Source organism: uncultured Tenacibaculum sp. (genome assembly GCF_947494125.1).
In the GTDB taxonomy this organism is placed as follows: Bacteria; Bacteroidota; Bacteroidia; order Flavobacteriales; family Flavobacteriaceae; genus Polaribacter.
In genome coordinates, this window is sequence record NZ_CANLTU010000001.1 from 743,547 (window position 1) to 762,192 (window position 18,646).

Consider the following 18,646-nt stretch of genomic DNA (forward strand, 5'->3'; position numbering starts at 1 on the left):
ACAATTGTATGGCTCTTTTTTTTATTCTTAGCATTTCTCCCATTAAAATTTTAGTGTAGCTCCAAGTAAAAAGTTTCTAGTTGCTTGCGGATAGTATCCAGAACCATCTACGGTTTTGGTGGTTCCTGGGTTAGACCAAGTATCGTCATACGTATAGTAATAACCTCTGTCTACATATTCTTTGTTAAAAATATTGTTTACCAAACCAGTAAGTACAATAGATTTAAATATTTTATTGGTTTTAATTTCATAAACAATATTAAAATCGCTTGTAAAAAAACCTTTTAGTACATCTAAATTAGAAACTTTACTATCTAAATTACTCATAAACTGTTTACCAATGTATTTAGATAAGAATGCCAATTGTAAGTTGTTTACAGGTTTATACACAAGTGCATTTCCGAAAACAATATCTGGCGAAAAAGTAATAGTAGTATTTCCTAAGTTTTGTAATACACCATCAATTTTAGCATGATAATCTCTATTTATATTTTGGCTAAAAGAAATATTTGGACGCATAGAAACATGCTCTGATAATTTAAGATCAGCATCTATTTCTATACCTAGTCTATAACTATTACCACTAGAAGCTCTTAAAGGCTCACCTGTGTTAGGGTCTATAGCTCCAGTTAAGATTAGTTGATTTTGGTAGTCCATATAATACACATTGGTATTTACCTTAGCAATAGGACTAGAAAAACGCCAACCTAATTCATAATCGTCTAAACTTTCGTGTTTAGAATTTCCGCCTTCAAAATCGTTTCTATTAGGCTCTCTGTTTGCTTTTGCATATGAAGCATAAATACTATGTTTTTCGTTTACTTTATAGGTTAAACCAGCTTTAGGGTTAAAGAAATTATAATCTTTGTCTACATTAATAGGGTTTCTATCAGAAGTTAAACCAGAAGTTTTATAATTAACAAACCTACCTTGTATGTCTAAAAAAGCTTTTAAGTTGTTAGTAACATTAAAGGTTGCTTTAGAAAAAACACTCCAATCTGTTTTCTTAGAAGTACTATCGTAATAATGATCTCTAATATTTGTATTAGGAGCTAAATCGCTTCCCCAAATTACTTCTCCATAATGTTCATTGTCGTACTTACTATAAGAAGTTCCTGTTATAATTTCAAGCTTATCATTCTTATAAGTTACATTCCCATTTGCTACGTAGAAGTGATTGTCTAACCACCTTCTTACAATAACATCACTTCCATCAACAATTAAGTTATTATAATCAGCAGCATCTCTACCAGCTTTGTATTGCTCAAAATATCCTTTACCACGTGTATAGTTTAAACCAATATTTGTAGACCAATTGTTATTTATTCTTTCATTCCAGTGTAACTGGTAATGGTCTTGTTGGTAATTATCAGTTTCGTTATCGTAAGTATAAGGGTTCTGTCTTCTATTTGTTTCTAGTTGAGCAAGATCAATACCTGCCCAAGCTTGGTATGTTTTTTCTTTACCGCCAAAAACTAAGGCTTTAATTAAGGTATTATCATCCGTATAACTTCCTTGTAAAAAGTATGATTTTAAATCAGTTGAAGCTCTATCAATATAACCATCAGAGTAAATATTAGATAAACGCCCAGCAAATTCGAAATGCTTATTTACTTTACCAGTCGTAAATTTTACAGTGTGTTTTCTAGTTCCGTATGAACCAAAAGAATTTGAAATTTCCCCACCAGATTCTTCAGCAACGGCATCAGTTAAAATATTTAAACTAGCTCCAAAAGCACCAGAACCGTTAGTTGAGGTACCAACACCACGTTGTAATTGCAAACTTTGAGTAGAAGAAGCAAAATCGCCCATATTTACCCAAAATGTACCTTGACTTTCTGCATCGTTATAAGGAATACCATTAACGGTAACATTTACACGAGAAGCATCCGAACCACGAACTCGAATATAGGTATAACCTACACCAGCTCCTGCATCAGATGAAGAAACAACATTTGGTAAATAGTTCATTAAAATAGGAATGTCTTGTCCTAAATTACGTTTAGCAATATCTTTCTTAGTTAAATTAGAATGACTAACAGGAGCATCTGCCTTTACACGAACAGCAGAAACTAATACCTCATCTAAAACATTCGCATCAGATGTTAATTGAAAGTTAATCGTTTGATTATTTGTTATTTCAACTTTTTGAGTTAGAGTTTTAAATCCAACATAAGAAACGGTAATAGTATGTGTTCCTTTGGCTAGACTTAATTTAAAAGCTCCTTCAAAATCAGCAGAAGTTCCTTTTTTTAATTTTTTAACAGCAATAGTTGCTCCTACAAGTGGCTCTTGGTTATTGTTAACTACTTTACCAGAAAGTATAACATTTTGAGAATTTGCAGTAAACGTTGCAAATAATACAATTAAAGAAGATAGAATCTTCATTTGTTTAATAAAAGACATCGGTCTCATTTTTTTATAAAATAAAATGGAATAAAAAGAGGTAATTATTCTTTGTTTTTGTTGAATAATTAAATGTTGAACGTTAACCTATAATTGACACTTATTAAAAATATCTATTAGATGGTTTCTTAACGTTCTAATCCCTAAACAGCATTACCTGTTCTAGGTTCATTGGGTATGATCTCAGCCTATAGTTGGCACCCCTTTACGAGAACGATGCAAAGGTAAAGTTGTTTTTTATAATAGCGTGTAAAGAATTGATAATTTTTACGAGGTATAAGAAGTTTAAAAAAAATAAATACTTAGTCTAATCGAGGTTTCTTTCGAAGTGTTTTTTTTAAGGCTTGGTGTTTTTTATTTTCAGTCTTTTTTATAACAGAACTTCTACTTGGTTTTGTAGCTCTTCTAATTTTAGGTCTTTTTAAACCTTGTTTTATTAGTTTGAGAAAACGCTTTATAACCAGTTCCTTATTTTTATGCTGACTTCTACTTTCATCACAAAAAAGAATAAGGATGTTTTCTTTAGTTAAACGCGTAGCGATGTTTTTATATAAGAATTGTTTTTCCCTTATAGACAATGCATGAGAGCTCTCTAAGTCAAAAGTTAACTCAATTTTAGAAGATACTTTATTTACATGCTGACCACCAGCACCAGAGCTGCGAACTGCTTTGAAATTTAATTCTTTGATAATTTTAAATTCATCCATAATTATGAAAAGAAACAAAGATATATTTTTAAAAGCATAGTATTTTAAGTTAAATTGAATGTGTTTTTCTTTGACAGTATGTGAGTGTTAGTTTAATTTTGAGGTTTAAAATTAACCCCCTTAATATTTAAAACTATGTTGCTAAAAAAGCACAGTATTATTGCCGTATTTATATTAACAATTCTAGCTTCTTGTAGTAAAGATGAAATTGTTGACAATTCAGAAGGAAACCCTACTAATGAAGTAAAAACTGAATTTAGAATAGACAGTAAACAACAATTTATAAATTTTGTAGTACCACCTGCTGAATATCAAAACTTTTTGAATGATAAGATAGATTATAAAAAGTACACGCAGAAAGTATATAAGAGTCTTCAAGATGATTTTGATTTTATTCTATTTGTTACACCAGAAACTGAGTCACCAAAAGGTGTACCGTACGTTGGTATAAACCATCCTATACAAAATGAGGTAAAAGGAATTGCAAAACAAATTTTTAATAATAGTAATTCATACGATTCAAATGGTAAATTAAAAAGTGTGCTTTATATGCCAAAGATGTCAAGTATTGAAAACGGACCATTATTACACGAGATTTGTCATAATTGGGCAAATTTCGACTTTCTAGAGACTACTGTCCCTCATCATTGGGGATATTCTAGTGTTGGAGGTAATCTAGGAGGTTTTGATAAAACGAGTAATGTTAGTGGAAACACCTATAAAGGAACGGTAACCTATAAAAACCCAAATTCATCTAATTTTGGAAAAGAAAGACCTTTTGGTACAGTTGCTAATGGAGGTAATGGTTCTCCATTTAGTATTTTAGAATTATATCTAATGGGCTTAGCGGAAGCAAATGAATTAAAAGATATTCAAGTAGCGGTTAACCCAAAACCAGTACCTAATGAATATGGTTCTTTTACAGCTGATGGATTTAAAACGGTTACTCCTGCTGAATTAGTTAAAAAACATGGCGTTAGAGAACCAAGTTACGCAAATAGCCAAAAGGAGTTTAAAATGTTGGTTGTTGCAGTTTCTAATAAAGAAATGACAGAAGAAGAGAATGCTTTACTTGATAAGATTATTACAAGTTTTACAAGAAAAGGAGAACCAGATAAAAATTACTTATTCAACTTTTGGACGGGTTCTATGAAAAGAGCTAGTGTATCCTCTGATAAGATTAAAGAATCATTAAAATAATAAAAAAAGGGTAAATGTTTAACATTTACCCTTTTTTTATAAGAGAGTATTATCAATATTAGTTTGATGCATAAAATGCATATCTAAGTCAGTTAATGTATCTGAAAAAGAATATAAGTCTTCTTTTTTAGAAAGGATATCATCAATAATTTGAACAGCTTTTTTAAGACGAGTTTCTTTGTCTCCTTTTAATAAAACATACGGACGATTGTATTTTTTTAAGGTATTTTCAAAAGCTTTAAACATTTCTAAACGCTGCTCAGGCCTGTCACGTAAATCGTCGGCTTCCCAAGGAGTGTCAATGTAGGTTAGAAAATAAATATCATAGGTGTTTTCAATCGCAGCTTCGTCAAGAATAGGGTCTACAAAGCCTCCATAATATTCTTCAGAGTATACTTTAGTTTCTAATAAATCCGTATCGCAAATTAGAACCTTGTCAGCTTTTTTAGCCAATTCGTTTTCTAAGGTAATCTGACCTTCAGCAATTGGAATAATATCTTTTTGTTCACAAACTTTACGTTCGTTATTCCATTTGTCTTGTAGGTACTCACGAGCAAACTCGGGAGTCCAAACAGTATTATAATGACGCGCTAATTGTCCAGAAAGTGTAGTTTTCCCAGTACTTTCTGGTCCGAATAAAACAACCTTTACAAGATTGATATTTTGTTGTCTAAGCTTTTTTTCCATGTTATATAACCTGCTATTGCTACAAAGGTAAAGATTAAATATTGTAGACTTGTAAACGTAAAGCCTTTATAAAAATATAAAGGAACTGAGATAATATCACCAATAATCCAATAAATCCAGTTTTCAATTTTACGTTTTGCCATTAACCACATTCCAACAAAAAATACGGCAGTGGTAACGGTGTCTATATATGCTGTCCAGTTATTCCATTTGTCGAAATAAGTATACACAGCATACACAAAAACTAGAGTAGCTAGAAAAATAAAAACACTGGCTTTCTTTTCTTTCGGTGTTGTTCTTGAAATGGGAGTAATATGTGTTGCATCAATTTTACGTGTCCAAATATACCAACCATAAACACTCATTATAAAATAATACCCGTTTATCATCATATCTCCTAATAGCTGCCATTTTAGTAACAAATAAACAAATATAGAGGTGCTAATCATTCCAGTAGGAAAGACCCATATTTTATTTTGTTTCGAATACCAAACAGATAAAAGACCAAAGATTATAGCAATAAATTCTAGCCAAATATGTAAAGGTTCATAAGTGGCGTATTGGCCAAAAAGAAAATCAAAAATTTGGTTCATAATCGCTACGGTCAGATTTTACAATTTTCATTAATAAGATTCCGTTATCTAGTAACTCAAATGTGTTTTTTAATTCGGAAGTAATTAATTGCATTACTGTATCATAATCGCCATACACTTGCGTGCTCAATGGATTTTCGAGTATTATTAATCCAGAAGCTCTTAGCTTTTTTATAAAATTGATGATTGGTTCTTCAAATTCATTTTGAAGGGGAGTCAAAGTCAATTCAACAGATATTTTCATTGTAAAAATAAATTAGGAGAACAAATATAGTATAGTAAGCTATAATATAGGTTTTTAAAGTAGTTAACTTTTAACTAGCATATACACAGGTAAATCTTTCCGTTTCTAAAAAGTTTATTTTGTATTCAGAAGTAACACCTTCGTATAAAATTTTACCTGTAGTTTGATTGGTTTCAAACGAAAAATCTTCTATGTAAATGTTTTCTAAGAAGAGTAGTTTTTTCTTTCCGTAAATTTTATATAAACTTTCTTTAGCACCCCAAACAATAGTAAGTTTACTTACTAAGGCATCGTGGTTTGCAATTGATTTATATTCTTCTATTGGCGTAAACTTATGCGCAATTTTCACAATTTTATCGCGTTGTTTCTCAATATCAATTCCAACAGGCTTTTCACTAGAAACAATAATACCAGAAAAAGTAAACGAGTGTGTAATAGAAATAAACTTTCCGTCTTTTAAATGTGGTTTCCCATATTCATCATACACTAAGTCAGCATCGGTATATCCAACTTCTTTTAGCAATTGCCGAACACTTAAAAAGCCTCTTCTATGCAAGTCAGATTTCATGTTATTAACACGATCTGCACTATTTTGCGTAAGTACAATGTCTTTAGATAAATCTTCAAAAGACTCTTCAATCTTCCAAATCAATACTTTAGAGGTTTCGTTTACCGTTAATGTTTTGTGAATAGGCATATTTTAGAAAGTTATTTCGTAATTTTGCGACTCAAAATTTTAGATACATAAATATACAAAAATATGAGCACAAAAACCGCTGCATACGTTCCTTACAAAGTTAAAGATATTTCTTTAGCTGATTGGGGAAGAAAAGAAATTAAATTGGCAGAAGCTGAAATGCCTGGTTTAATGAGTTTACGTGAAGAATATAAAGATGAGCAACCATTAAAAGGATCAAGAATTGCAGGATGTTTACACATGACTATTCAAACTGCGGTTTTAATTGAAACCTTACAAGCTTTAGGAGCTGAGGTTACTTGGAGTTCTTGTAATATTTTTTCTACTCAAGATCAAGCTGCTGCTGCAATTGCTGCTGCTGGAACACCAGTATATGCTTGGAAAGATATGACTGAAGAAGAGTTTGATTGGTGTATTGAACAAACATTATTCTTTGGAGAAGATAAAAAGCCATTAAACTTAATTTTAGATGATGGTGGTGATTTAACAAATATGGTTTTAGATCGTTACCCAGAATTAGCTGCTGGAATTAACGGATTATCTGAAGAAACTACTACTGGAGTTCACCGTTTATACGATAGAGTAAAAGCAGGAACGTTACCAATGCCAGCAATTAACGTTAATGATTCTGTAACTAAATCTAAATTTGATAACAAATATGGATGTAAAGAATCTGCTGTAGATGCAATTCGTAGAGCTACAGATATTATGTTAGCAGGTAAACGTGTTACTGTTTGTGGTTATGGTGATGTTGGTAAAGGTACAGCTGCTTCTTTTAAAGGTGCAGGTTCTATCGTTACTGTTACTGAAATTGATCCTATTTGTGCGTTACAAGCTGCAATGGATGGTTTTGAAGTTAAGAAATTAGAAACGGTTGTTGGTAATTCTGATATTATTATTACTACTACTGGTAATAAAGACATCGTTCAAGGACATCATTTCGAAGCAATGAAAGACAAAACTATTGTTTGTAACATTGGACACTTTGATAACGAAATTGACATGGCTTGGTTAAACGGTAACTTTGGTGATACTAAAGATACTATTAAACCTCAAGTTGATAAGTACAACGTAAACGGAAATGATATTATTATTTTAGCTGAAGGTCGTTTGGTAAACTTAGGTTGTGCTACTGGTCACCCAAGTTTTGTAATGTCTAATTCATTTACCAACCAAACATTGGCTCAAATTGAATTATGGACAAACCGTGATGCATACGAAAATGAAGTGTACATGTTGCCGAAGCATTTAGATGAAAAAGTAGCAAAATTGCACTTAGCTAAAATTGGTGTTGAGTTAACTGAATTACGTGAAGAACAAGCATCTTATATTGGTGTAACTGTTGAAGGTCCTTATAAGCCTGAGCACTACAGATACTAAGATATATAGTATAAAGATAAAAAAAGGTTTGTATGAAAATACGAACCTTTTTTATTTAATATGTTTTCTTTATTATACTGTTTAAGCAGTAGGAATGCGTTCATCAATCATTTTTAAAGGCATATCATCCATAAGGTCTATCATATCTAAAATATCTCTTACTTTTTCTTCTTCCTCAGCTTGCTCGGTAACAAACCATTGTAAAAAGATTTCAGAAGTTAAATCTCCTACTTTTCGTGCGGTTTTAAATACATGATGAATCGCTTTGGTTACTTCTATCTCAGCATCTAAAGAAGCTTCAAAAACAGCTCGTAAACTTTCATATTCATGCGTAATTTCTGAAACAGTTGGCGATAATGCACTTCCTCCATTGTCATTAACAAACTTGAAGATTTTCATCATATGTGTTCTTTCTTCTTCAGCCTGACTGTAAAAATAGGTAGCACTGTTTCTAAGTTCTCTTTGATCGCACCATGAAGCCATGGCTAAATATTTAGAAGAAGCTTTTTGCTCCATCATTATTTGATGGTTTAGCAAATCTACTACTGCTACATCCAAAATCATATCTCTTCTTATTGCTGTTTCCATAATATCTTATTTAGTGTTGTGGGTATAAGATAAAGGTACAGAATAAATGAATGTAAAAAGAGTAGGGGATGTAATTTAAAAATAGTCTTAGTAAAGGTTTTTACTTACCTGAAAGCTGATAATACGACTTCTCTAAGTTCTAAAATTTGAGGAACATCGAGTAATAGTAAGTGTTTATTGTCTGCCGCAAAAAGAAGTATAAAATTATCCTCTTCAATAATTGTTTCTATAGAATCGAAAGAAGAATAGTATAGTATCTTTTTTCGAAATGCTAATAACTGACAAAAAGTAAAATCGATTACTTTGTAGCCTAAATCTAATTGGTAACAATTTCTATTTCCAGAAGATATTTTATAAGAGGTACTCTTTACATATAAATTCATTTGACAAATATACTTATTTTTAATGAATCTAAAGAAGGATAGTAGAAATGTGAAAACTCTTATATAAACTCCCTTTTTTTCTATAATTTTGCTCCTGAAAAAGCGCTATGATTTTCTACGACACATTTTTAGGTTATTTATAATCTAGCCTTCTTTCTATACATTTTATTAATTAAAAATAATTATTATGAAAAAAGTAATATTAATGATTGCTTTAATGACAAGTAGTTTAGTATTAAAAGCACAAGTTACAGATACAGGTGGAAATGTAGGAATAGGAACAACATCTCCATCAACAATTCTTCATGTAGCAAGTAGTGCTCCTGTAGTTAAAATTCAAAATAGTAATGAAGAAGGTACAAGTGATAGTTTTCATGGTTGGATAGGCGGTTATGATAAAAATGGAGCTGAAATGTGGTGGTTAGGAGAAGGAAGTACATCTTCTAAACAATTAGGGTTTTTTACTAGTAGAGTTGGGTATGATTTAAAAATTTTTAATCAAGGAAGTGGTCTTACAGTTAAAGGAAATGGAGCTGTGGGGATAGGTACTACTATTCCTAACGCTAAGTTGGATGTAAATGGGAATATTAATTTTGCTTCATCTCAAGGTGTTTGGCTTACAGGGAAAACAGATACTGGAGGAATTAATTCATCTACACAATTAAAAACAGGGCATTATCAATCGTTGATTCGACAAAAAACAGCGAGTGATCATGTCGTTAATTTAGGAGGAATAGGAGATGTTTTTGGTTTTTTTGGTTTTGATAAAAACAGAACAAGTAACGGTATTGATCATTCATTGATAATGAATATTGATAATGGATTTGTAGGAATAGGGACTGTTACACCAACTGCTAAGTTGGATGTAAATGGGAATATTAATTTTGCTTCATCTCAAGGTGTTTGGCTTACAGGGAAAACAGATACTGGAGGAATTAATTCATCTACACAATTAAAAACAGGGCATTATCAATCGTTGATTCGACAAAAAACAGCAAGTGATCATGTGGTTAATATAGGAGGAATAGGAGATGTTTTTGGTTTTTTTGGTTTTGATAAAAATAGAACAAGCAATGGTGTTGATCATTCTTTAGTAATGAATACTAATAATGGTAATGTAGGTATTGGAACTGTATCTCCGAATGCTAAACTTCAAATTAATGATACAGGTTTATCTTCTGTTACAACATTTCAACTTAATAATAGATTTAAATTTAGAGGAGATGGTGTGATGACTTGGGGGCTTAATTCCGATTATGGAATTCTTTCTTGGGATTCAGGAAGAACTATAATGGGAGCAAGAGAAGGTAAAGATTTAGTTTTATTAGCTTCGGGAAATGAAAAATTAAGGGTTTTACAAAATGGAAATGTAGGTATTGGAACAACGACGATTCCTACGGGTTATAAATTAGCAATAGCAGGAAAAACAATTACTGAAGAGGTAAAAGTACAGTTAAAAGTAAATTGGCCAGATTATGTATTCGACAAAGCATACGATTTACCAACTCTAAAAGAAGTAGAAAAACACATAGAAGAAAAAGGGCATTTACCAAACATACCATCAGCTAAAGAAGTAAAAGAAAATAAAGGGATAGAGTTGGGTAAAATGAATGCTAAATTATTAGAGAAGATTGAAGAGTTAACGTTATATACCATTCAGCAAGAAAAAGAAATACAAGAGTTAAAAAAGCAAGAAAGAGTAGTTGAAAAACTGAGTAAAGAAATGGAGATTTTAAGGAATGAAAACAAACAGTTAAAAAATTTAGCGAAAGAGATAGCATTAATTAAAGCAAAATTAAAATAGTTTTATATAGTATTGATTTTCGGTTATATAGTAGCCACCTTCATAATTTTTTATTGTGAAGGTGGTTTTATTTTATACTTTTGTTTCTGAAAAAGGGCTATGATTTTATACAACTATATATTTTAGGTTATTTATAACCTAGCCTTATTTCTATACAATTTACTAATTAAAAATAATTATTATGAAAAAAGTAATATTAATGGTTGCTTTAATGACAAGTAGTTTAATGTTAAAAGCACAAGTTACAGATACAGGAGGAAATGTAGGTATTGGAACAACAACTCCAGGAGCATCTTTAGAAGTTATAGGGAAAACAAGTAGTAGGTTATTAAGATTAGATGTAAAAAATGAAAATGCTGCATGGAAAGACCAGATAAATATTAATGGGGATATAGATACGCCATACGGTATAGCATTTTCAGGAAAAGGACACCATAGAGGAGGTTTATATGCAGAGAATGTTGGAGCTGGTGGTGATGGAAATATTACACTTTGGTCAAGAGCAAATGGTAGTATTATTTTAGAAGGAAATAAAGTAGGTATTGGAACAACTATTCCAAAAGAAAAGTTACATCTAGAAGGTAATCTTTTGATAGATGTATTTGATAAAGGAAATGAATCTGGTATTTTTTTTAGAGAAGGTTTTAGTCAATCGAATAAATACAATTTGTCAATTTTAACTTTTGATCATAATGGTTCGAGTGCAGATGGGTTAAGTATGAATGCTTATGATGGGATTAGTTTTTCTACAGGTTCTGGTACACGAAATGAACGAATGAGAATAACACAAAATGGAGATGTAGGTATTGGAACTATAAATACATTTGGTCATAAATTAGCGGTTGCAGGTGGTGTTATTTTGGATGATAATTTAAAATTTAGATATACAGGTAAAAAAATAGGGTACTATAATGATGAAGACCATAAGGCACAAATACAATTTTATAACTCAACTAATGGAAATATTGAAATTGAAAATGTTTGGAATGGAGGAAATGCTGATATCGTTTTAAAACCAGATAATAATGTAATTGTAAGCAATGGTAATGTAGGGATTGGAACTACAAATACTTTTGGTTATAAATTAGCAGTAAATGGAAATATAGGAGCAAAGGAGATAAAGGTAGAAGTAAATAGCGCATGGCCAGATTATGTGTTTTCAAAAGAATATCAATTACCTACTCTAAAAGAAGTAGAAAAACATATAGCAGAAAAAGGGCATTTAGTAAATATACCATCTGCGAAAGAAGTAAGAGAAAATAAAGGTATTGAGCTAGGTAAAATGAATGCTAAATTATTACAAAAAATAGAAGAATTAACATTGTATACCATTCAGCAAGAAAAAGAAATAGGGACTTTAAAAACTCAAAAAACAGTTATTGAAAAAGTTACCAAAGAAAATAAAGATTTAAAAAAGAGACTAGAAAGACTAGAAAAACTAGTAAATAAACTATTATAAAAATAAAAAGCTCGCCAATTGGCGAGCTTTTTTTATGTGTATTGAAATTATATATTTAAAGATGTAAATAATTCAATTAATTTAGGACTAGATGGTCTAGGAGCATCAGAACTAACAATATTTCCAGCTGGGTCAATTAAAACAAATCTAGGGATACCAGTAATTTTGTAGTCAGTAACAAATTTAGAACTCCAACTATTGTCTGCAAATAATTGAATTCCTGTTAATTGTTTGTCAGCAATCATTTGTTTCCAAGCTTCATGATCTTTTTTCTGATCAACAGAAATACTTACAAATTCAATATTTTTTCCATGGTATTGTTTTTCAACTTTTTGTAAAAAAGGAATCTCTTTTTTACAAGGATTACACCAAGTTGCCCAAACATCAACATATACATATTTACCTTTTAAATCTTCTAAAGAAGTAGTTCCTCCTTTAATGTTTTCATAACCAGTAAATGAAGGAGAAGTCATACCCTTAGCTAATTTAGTAGCTAAATATAATTTGTTAGCATGAACTTTGTTTACATATTTAGTTAAGCCTTTAATGTTTTTTTCTTGAGAAGAAACAAAAGTAGAATCTAATTTAGTTTCTTTAATTCTTTTGTTAAAACCATCAACATACGTGTTTATTTTAGTATCGAATTCTTTTTTAGGTAAATCAAAAAGAGCTTTGTCACTAAAAAGTTCTTCTTCTAGTAAAGAAGATTTAGCTAAGAAACTACTTTCAGTAGATCCTTCACCTGTATAGGTAACTGTCTCGTCAAACTCATTTGTATTAAGTGTCATATTAATAACGGCACCATTCTTTAAATATAAAGAAGTAGATTCTTTCCCGTCGAAAAGACGATAAAAACCATCTTTAACTTTTAAGGTATCTTTAAACATACCTGTATCGTCAACTTTAATTGTACGGCTAAATTTTAATTGAGGATTAGAAATTACAACTGAATCAGAATTCTTATTGGTGATTTTTCCTGAAAAAGTAACAAAATCATTTGGTTCTTTTTTACAAGAAACAACGGCCATAGCGATAGCCATTAAATAAACTATTTTTTTCATTAGTGAATAAGTTTAATTATTGTTTAATTTAAGGTTTGTAGCGTACTAAATTACTAATTTTTAAATTATAGGAAAGCTTTTTAATAAATTACCCTAGCCAACCTTCTCTATCTAGGCTTCTGTATTGGATTGCTTCTGTTATATGTTCTGATTGGATATGTTCTGAAATGGCTAAATCAGCAATAGTACGAGACACTTTTAATATTCTATCATAAGCTCTAGCAGATAGGTTTAATTTTTCCATAGCCACCTTTAGTAAGTTATTACTTTCATCAGATAGTTTACAATATTTACGAATTTGTTTTACATTCATTTGAGCGTTGTAATGAATAGTATCTATAGTAGTAAATCGTTTTGTTTGAATTTCACGAGCTTTTATAACTCTTTTTCTAATTTCAATACTAGATTCACTTTTAGTATCTTCAGATAGTTTATTAAAAGGAACAGGGGTTACTTCAATATGTATATCAATTCTGTCTAATAAAGGTCCAGAAATTTTACTTAAATAACGTTGCATTTCAGCAGGTGATGAGGTAGCGGGAGAGTTAGCATCATTAAAATAGCCTGAAGGACTTGGATTCATACTGGCAACTAACATAAAACTACTTGGATAATTTACCGTAAATCGAGCTCTAGATATTGTAACTTCCCTGTCTTCTAATGGCTGTCGCATTACTTCTAAGACACCACGTTTAAATTCAGGCAATTCATCTAAAAATAAAACACCATTGTGTGCTAATGATATTTCTCCGGGTTGTGGTAAATTATTTCCGCCACCAATAAGAGCAATATCTGAACAACTATGATGAGGAGATCTGAAAGGACGGTTATACTGTAAACCAGAGTTTTTTACTTTACCAACAACAGAATGTATCTTGGTAGTTTCCAAAGCTTCTTGTAAAGTCATAGGAGGTAATATTGACGGTAATCGTTTAGCCAACATTGTTTTTCCTGCGCCTGGAGGTCCTATTAAAATAATATTATGTCCACCAGCAGCAGCAATTTCCATGCACCTTTTTATACTTTCTTGCCCTTTAACATCGGAAAAGTCAAATTCAGAAAAATCTGTACGCTTAAAAAATTCAGATCGAGTGTCAACATAAGTAGGTTTTAATAGTTCGCTAGTATTAAAATGATCAATGACTTCCATAATATTATTTACACCAAAAACTTCTAAATCGTTAACGATAGCAGCTTCTTTAGCATTTTCTTTAGGTAGAATAAAGTATTTAAAACCTTGTTCACGTGCTTTAATAGCTATGGGTAAAGCTCCTTTTATAGGTTGTAAACTTCCATCTAAAGAGAGTTCTCCCATAATAACATATTTGTCTATGTTTTCAAATTGTATTTGACCAGATGCAGCTAGTATACCAATAGCTAAGGTTAAATCATAAGCAGCACCTTCTTTTCGAATATCAGCGGGAGCCATATTTATAATAATTTTTTTACCAGGAAATTTATATCCAATGTTATTTAATGCTGCAGAAATACGATAGGAGCTTTCTCGTACAGCATTATCAGGTAAACCAACAAGATGGTACCCGATGCCTTTATCAATATTTACTTCAACAATTATTATTGTGGCTTCAATGCCAAATACAGCACTTCCATAGACTTTAACTAGCATAACTTCTTCTTTCTGTTAAAGATATGTATTTTTTTTCAAGGTTTGTTTTCCTCTTTTTTGTATAAGTGAAATTCTTTCTATAACTTTCAAGGCGTAAAATTAAAGTTATGAGTTAGTTAATAAGATATTATTATCTGTTATAAAAATTAGATCCCCCGAAACTATATTATATGGAAAAAGAGAAAAAGTCTACGTTAATAGTAGATAGTTGCCCGCTTATATGTGAGAAATACAAAGAAATACTAACCCCTGTAGACAAAGAATCAGAAATTTATTTGTTTAATATTGATGTAGCTTATAATTATGAAGGTGCATTTGAAGTGGTTAAAAAAATAATTGAAACTGAATCGTATTTAGATTTTATTATTTTAGAGCTAAAATTGCCTCACACAGAAGATAAAAGAATATTATCAGGTTTAGATTTTGGAATTTTAGTAAGAAAATTATTACCTACAACTAAAATAATTGTATCCACTTCATGTAATGATAATTACATGGTGCATAGTATTTTTAAAAATTTAAACCCTGAAGGTTTTTTAATTAAAAAAGATTTAACTTCTGATAACTTCCAAGAAGCAATTGCATCTATTGTAAATGAAACACCTTATTATAGTAGAACAGTTTTAAAGCTTTTGAGAAAAAAAATTTCAAATGAATACTTATTAGATTCAATGGATCGAAAAATATTGTATGAATTATCTATAGGATCAAGAATGAAAGACTTACCTAATTACATACCACTTTCTGTTGCCAGTATTGAAAAAAGAAAGCGTCAATTACGAAAAGTTTTTGGGGTTAAAAACAAAGGAGATAGGGAGTTAATATTAAAAGCTAGAGAAATAGGAGTTATATAAAATTTAAAAAGTAAGGTAAATCCTTACTTTTTTTATGGTTTTTTAAGAGTTTTATTGAAGGTTTAAAAATAGCTTTGGAGGTAACTAAAAATAGCTACCCTAAAAAATATAACTTTTGAAAGACACATTAATAAATTTAGTACAGAGATTATTACGCAGAAATCGCATATCTTTTGATAAAGAAGAGTTATCATTTCAAATACAAAGTCATCCTTCGTATCCGAGTTTACATGCAATAACAGGAGTCTTAGATCATTTTAATATAGAAAATGTTGCTGCAGATGTACCTGTAAATACAGAAACCTTATTACAATTACCAGATTGTTTTATCGCTCAGGTAAATACAGCCCAAGGAAAAGATTTGATTGTTGTAGAAAGAAAAGGCTTAGATTATACTTTATACAATACAGAAAATAAAAAAGAGAAACTTTCAGAAGATGAGTTTCTTAAAAAATTTACAGGAATTATAGTTGCTGTAGAGCAATCAGAAGATAATACATCAGTAAAAACTAGTTCAAACAGAACAAGTATTTTGGCTTTAGGTATCCTATCTGTTTTTGCAGCTTTTATGGTTTATAGAAGTTCGGCATCCTTATACACAATTGGGTATTTACTACTTTCTATTGTTGGAATTATAACTAGTATTGCTATTGTAAAACAAGAATTAGGTTTAAAAACATCAATAGGAGATGCTTTTTGCTCAGGATCAGATGATAAAAAAGATTGTGATGCTGTATTAACCTCAAAAGGAGCAGAAATATTTAAAGGATATAAATTAAGTGACTTTAGTCTTTTATATTTTACAGGACTAACTCTTTTAACTTTTATTCAAGCAGCAAATCCAGTAATTTCTTATACTATAAGTTTAGTCGCAATACCAGTAACCTTATACTCTATATATTATCAATACGCAGTAGTAAAGAAATGGTGTTTACTGTGTTTAAGTATTGTAGGAGTTTTATGGCTGCAAGCTTTAGCTCCAGTAATAAGTAATACTTATATCAATAGTTTTATACTAGCAGATGCTATTTCTTTTGGTATGGTGGCCTTTGCTACTTGGTTATTATGGTCTCATATAAAACCATTAATTACTGATGTTCATCAACTAAAAAAAGAAAAAATAGAAAATGTAAAGTTTAAAAGGAACTACACTTTATTTGAAAGCTTATTACATAAATCTCCTCAGTTAAATCCTCAATTAAACAACAGTAAAGAAATTGTTTTCGGAAATCAAAAATCAAAATTAGAAATAGTTGTCATAACCAATCCATTTTGTGGGCACTGTAAACCAGTTCATAAACATGTAGATGCTATTTTACACAGGTATGGGAACAATGTAAAAATAAGAGTACGATTTAATATTAGCACACAAGACACTAATAGTGATGGAGTTAAAATAGCAAGTCGTTTAATAGAAATTTACAATACTAAAGGAGCTACTCAATGTTTGTTAGCCATGGATGAAATTTATGAAGGAGAAAAGCCTTCAGTTTGGCTACAGAAATGGGGGACTTGTACGGATGACACTACCTACATTGCTGAATTAGAAAAAGAAAATGTTTGGTGCAAAGAGAATTCTATCAATTTTACACCAGAAATATTAATCAATGGAAAATCATTTCCAAAAGAATATGGCAGAACAGATCTAATCTTTTTTATAGAAGATTTAGAAGAAAATTCTCAGCCATTAGTGCCAATGGAATCAGTATTGTAAAAAAGATATAAAAAGACAAAGCCCTAAAAAGGGCCTTGAATTTAGAACAATATTCTCTCGCGAAGAATAGACACAAAGGTGAGTGTCTTTAAATGTTCGCCGCAAAAGTAATTTTTTTAAAATATTAATAATGAAAAAATCAATTTTAAATTTTGGGAAGGCTTTAAATAAAGCGGAACAACAAACTATTAATGGTGGTAGAAAGCAATGTGATTCAAATCATGATGGAGTGTGTGAAGATCGAGGGAGACATTGTTCTGAGTTTTACTGTGTATTAGCGCCTTTTTAATAATGAAAAATCAAATTTTAAACTTAGGGAAGGCTTTAAGTAAAGTAGAACAAAAAGAAATTAATGGAGGAAATCAAGCCATCGGCTTTTGTGATGCAAATGGAGGATGTCCTTCAGGAAGTCATTGTGAAGGATATTTTTGTATAAGAGATAATTCTTCAGGAGGTAACACAGGAGGAGGAAATACAGGAGGCGGTTGTGTTCCTGATAGATTTTGTGTTGATGAATTTGATACTTGTTGTATAGGGTAGAATACATAATTACAAATTTTAAAATTTGTGAGACTAATTAATAAAATATAAGGAAAAATGAAAAAACAAATATTAAACATAGGAAAGGTTTTAAATAAAGCTGAACAAAAAAAAATAGAAGGAGGTTTGAAATTAAAACCAACCAGATGTTGCGATCCAGCAATGCAATGCTGTACAACTAGTCATTTAGCTCAAAATAATCCAAGCTGTGGAGGTACATATATTTCAGGATGTCAGTATCATCCTGCAAGTGGTTGTTGTATTTAAAAATAACTATAAATTTTTCAAAAGCTACTACATGTAGTAGCTTTTGCTTTAAATAATTATTTGCTTGAAAAGATTCCCAAACTACCAACAAACCGAGGCAAAAGATTGCGGTCCAACGTGTATAAAAATCATAGCAAAACACTATGGTAAAACAATTAACACCCAACAATTACGAAGCTTAAGTGAAACTACCCGAGAAGGAAGTAGTCTATTAGGGTTAAGTGAAGCAGTAGAATCTATAGGATTTAGATCCTTAGGCGTAAAATTAGCTTATAAAAAACTATTAGAAGCTCCACTACCATGTATTGTACATTGGAATAAAAATCATTATGTAGTACTTTACAAAATAAAAAAAGATACGGTTTATATCTCCGATCCTGCACATGGACTTATAACTTTTACCAAAGAAGAGTTTATACAGCATTGGATAGGAAA

20 protein-coding genes and 1 riboswitch are annotated in these 18,646 nt (G+C 30.7%); of the genes, 10 read left to right on the top strand and 10 right to left on the bottom strand.

Translation table 11 applies throughout. The features are described from left to right. Nucleotides 1-42 precede the first annotated feature (42 nt). Together Q0881_RS03355 and arfB are read right to left on the bottom strand one after the other, a co-directional pair. Nucleotides 43-2,388, bottom strand: coding sequence for a TonB-dependent receptor (locus tag Q0881_RS03355; RefSeq protein ID WP_299156964.1), 2,346 nt, complete (start codon nt 2,386-2,388; stop codon nt 43-45). 141 nt (nt 2,389-2,529) lie between these two features. Continuing rightward, nucleotides 2,530-2,621: riboswitch (TPP riboswitch) on the bottom strand. A gap of 87 nt (nt 2,622-2,708) precedes the next feature. Continuing rightward, a complete protein-coding gene (gene arfB / locus Q0881_RS03360; RefSeq protein WP_299156966.1) occupies nt 2,709-3,113 on the bottom strand; it encodes an alternative ribosome rescue aminoacyl-tRNA hydrolase ArfB in 405 nt (134 codons plus the stop codon). A 135-nt stretch (nt 3,114-3,248) separates the two neighbouring features. Here arfB and Q0881_RS03365 point away from each other — a divergent pair, with 135 nt between their 5' ends. Next, on the top strand, nt 3,249-4,313 hold the full coding sequence (locus Q0881_RS03365) for a hypothetical protein (protein WP_299156968.1): 1,065 nt from the start codon (nt 3,249-3,251) through the stop codon (nt 4,311-4,313). A 36-nt stretch (nt 4,314-4,349) separates the two neighbouring features. Here Q0881_RS03365 and Q0881_RS03370 read toward each other — a convergent pair whose 3' ends face one another. The 4 genes from Q0881_RS03370 to Q0881_RS03385 form a co-directional block, all read right to left on the bottom strand. Further along, nucleotides 4,350-5,000 carry an ATP-binding protein gene (locus tag Q0881_RS03370; protein ID WP_299156970.1) on the bottom strand — a complete coding sequence of 217 codons (651 nt, stop codon included), beginning with the start codon at nt 4,998-5,000 and terminating at the stop codon, nt 4,350-4,352. Continuing rightward, nucleotides 4,961-5,593, bottom strand: a complete 633-nt coding sequence (pnuC, locus tag Q0881_RS03375; protein WP_299156972.1) for a nicotinamide riboside transporter PnuC — start codon at nt 5,591-5,593, stop codon at nt 4,961-4,963. Before pnuC ends, Q0881_RS03370 begins: the two co-directional genes overlap by 40 nt. Beyond that, nucleotides 5,577-5,837: a hypothetical protein gene (locus Q0881_RS03380; protein WP_299156974.1), complete on the bottom strand. Its 261-nt coding sequence runs from the start codon at nt 5,835-5,837 to the stop codon at nt 5,577-5,579. Before Q0881_RS03380 ends, pnuC begins: the two co-directional genes overlap by 17 nt. A 70-nt stretch (nt 5,838-5,907) precedes the next feature. Continuing rightward, complete coding sequence (locus tag Q0881_RS03385) at nt 5,908-6,534, bottom strand: 4'-phosphopantetheinyl transferase superfamily protein (RefSeq protein WP_299156976.1); 627 nt, start codon at nt 6,532-6,534, stop codon at nt 5,908-5,910. A gap of 63 nt (nt 6,535-6,597) precedes the next feature. Between Q0881_RS03385 and ahcY the strand changes: the two genes are divergently transcribed. Continuing rightward, nucleotides 6,598-7,914, top strand: coding sequence for an adenosylhomocysteinase (gene ahcY / locus Q0881_RS03390; protein WP_299156977.1), 1,317 nt, complete (start codon nt 6,598-6,600; stop codon nt 7,912-7,914). 81 nt (nt 7,915-7,995) lie between these two features. On the opposite strand, the gene Q0881_RS03395 is transcribed toward ahcY, so the two are convergent. Beyond that, entirely contained in the window at nt 7,996-8,502 is a 507-nt protein-coding gene (locus tag Q0881_RS03395; protein WP_299156978.1) for a ferritin, read from the bottom strand. A 104-nt stretch (nt 8,503-8,606) separates the two neighbouring features. Next, nucleotides 8,607-8,885 carry a hypothetical protein gene (locus Q0881_RS03400; protein WP_299156980.1) on the bottom strand — a complete coding sequence of 93 codons (279 nt, stop codon included), beginning with the start codon at nt 8,883-8,885 and terminating at the stop codon, nt 8,607-8,609. A gap of 187 nt (nt 8,886-9,072) precedes the next feature. Here Q0881_RS03400 and Q0881_RS03405 point away from each other — a divergent pair, with 187 nt between their 5' ends. Beyond that, nucleotides 9,073-10,689, top strand: coding sequence for a hypothetical protein (locus tag Q0881_RS03405; RefSeq protein ID WP_299156982.1), 1,617 nt, complete (start codon nt 9,073-9,075; stop codon nt 10,687-10,689). 181 nt (nt 10,690-10,870) lie between these two features. After that, nucleotides 10,871-12,148, top strand: coding sequence for a hypothetical protein (locus Q0881_RS03410; RefSeq protein ID WP_299156984.1), 1,278 nt, complete (start codon nt 10,871-10,873; stop codon nt 12,146-12,148). A gap of 47 nt (nt 12,149-12,195) precedes the next feature. Here Q0881_RS03410 and Q0881_RS03415 read toward each other — a convergent pair whose 3' ends face one another. Then, a complete protein-coding gene (locus Q0881_RS03415) occupies nt 12,196-13,209 on the bottom strand; it encodes a TlpA disulfide reductase family protein (protein ID WP_299156986.1) in 1,014 nt (337 codons plus the stop codon). 88 nt (nt 13,210-13,297) lie between these two features. Then, nucleotides 13,298-14,836 carry a YifB family Mg chelatase-like AAA ATPase gene (locus tag Q0881_RS03420; protein WP_299156987.1) on the bottom strand — a complete coding sequence of 513 codons (1,539 nt, stop codon included), beginning with the start codon at nt 14,834-14,836 and terminating at the stop codon, nt 13,298-13,300. A 170-nt stretch (nt 14,837-15,006) separates the two neighbouring features. Here Q0881_RS03420 and Q0881_RS03425 point away from each other — a divergent pair, with 170 nt between their 5' ends. The 6 genes from Q0881_RS03425 to Q0881_RS03450 all read left to right on the top strand — a co-directional run. After that, on the top strand, nt 15,007-15,690 hold the full coding sequence (locus Q0881_RS03425) for a DNA-binding response regulator (RefSeq protein ID WP_299156989.1): 684 nt from the start codon (nt 15,007-15,009) through the stop codon (nt 15,688-15,690). A 115-nt stretch (nt 15,691-15,805) separates the two neighbouring features. Continuing rightward, the gene (locus Q0881_RS03430) at nt 15,806-17,404 is read left to right on the top strand and encodes a vitamin K epoxide reductase family protein (RefSeq protein ID WP_299156991.1); all 1,599 of its coding nucleotides are present in this window, start codon (nt 15,806-15,808) and stop codon (nt 17,402-17,404) included. Between the two features lie 130 nt (nt 17,405-17,534). Continuing rightward, a complete protein-coding gene (locus Q0881_RS03435) occupies nt 17,535-17,693 on the top strand; it encodes a hypothetical protein (RefSeq protein ID WP_299156993.1) in 159 nt (52 codons plus the stop codon). Nucleotides 17,694-17,695: 2 nt separating this feature from the next. Next, on the top strand, nt 17,696-17,944 hold the full coding sequence (locus Q0881_RS03440; protein ID WP_299156995.1) for a hypothetical protein: 249 nt from the start codon (nt 17,696-17,698) through the stop codon (nt 17,942-17,944). A gap of 57 nt (nt 17,945-18,001) precedes the next feature. Then, complete coding sequence (locus Q0881_RS03445) at nt 18,002-18,211, top strand: hypothetical protein (RefSeq protein ID WP_299156996.1); 210 nt, start codon at nt 18,002-18,004, stop codon at nt 18,209-18,211. 64 nt (nt 18,212-18,275) lie between these two features. Next, nucleotides 18,276-18,646 (top strand): cysteine peptidase family C39 domain-containing protein (locus Q0881_RS03450; RefSeq protein ID WP_299156998.1); only part of this gene is annotated, 371 nt, incomplete at its 3' end.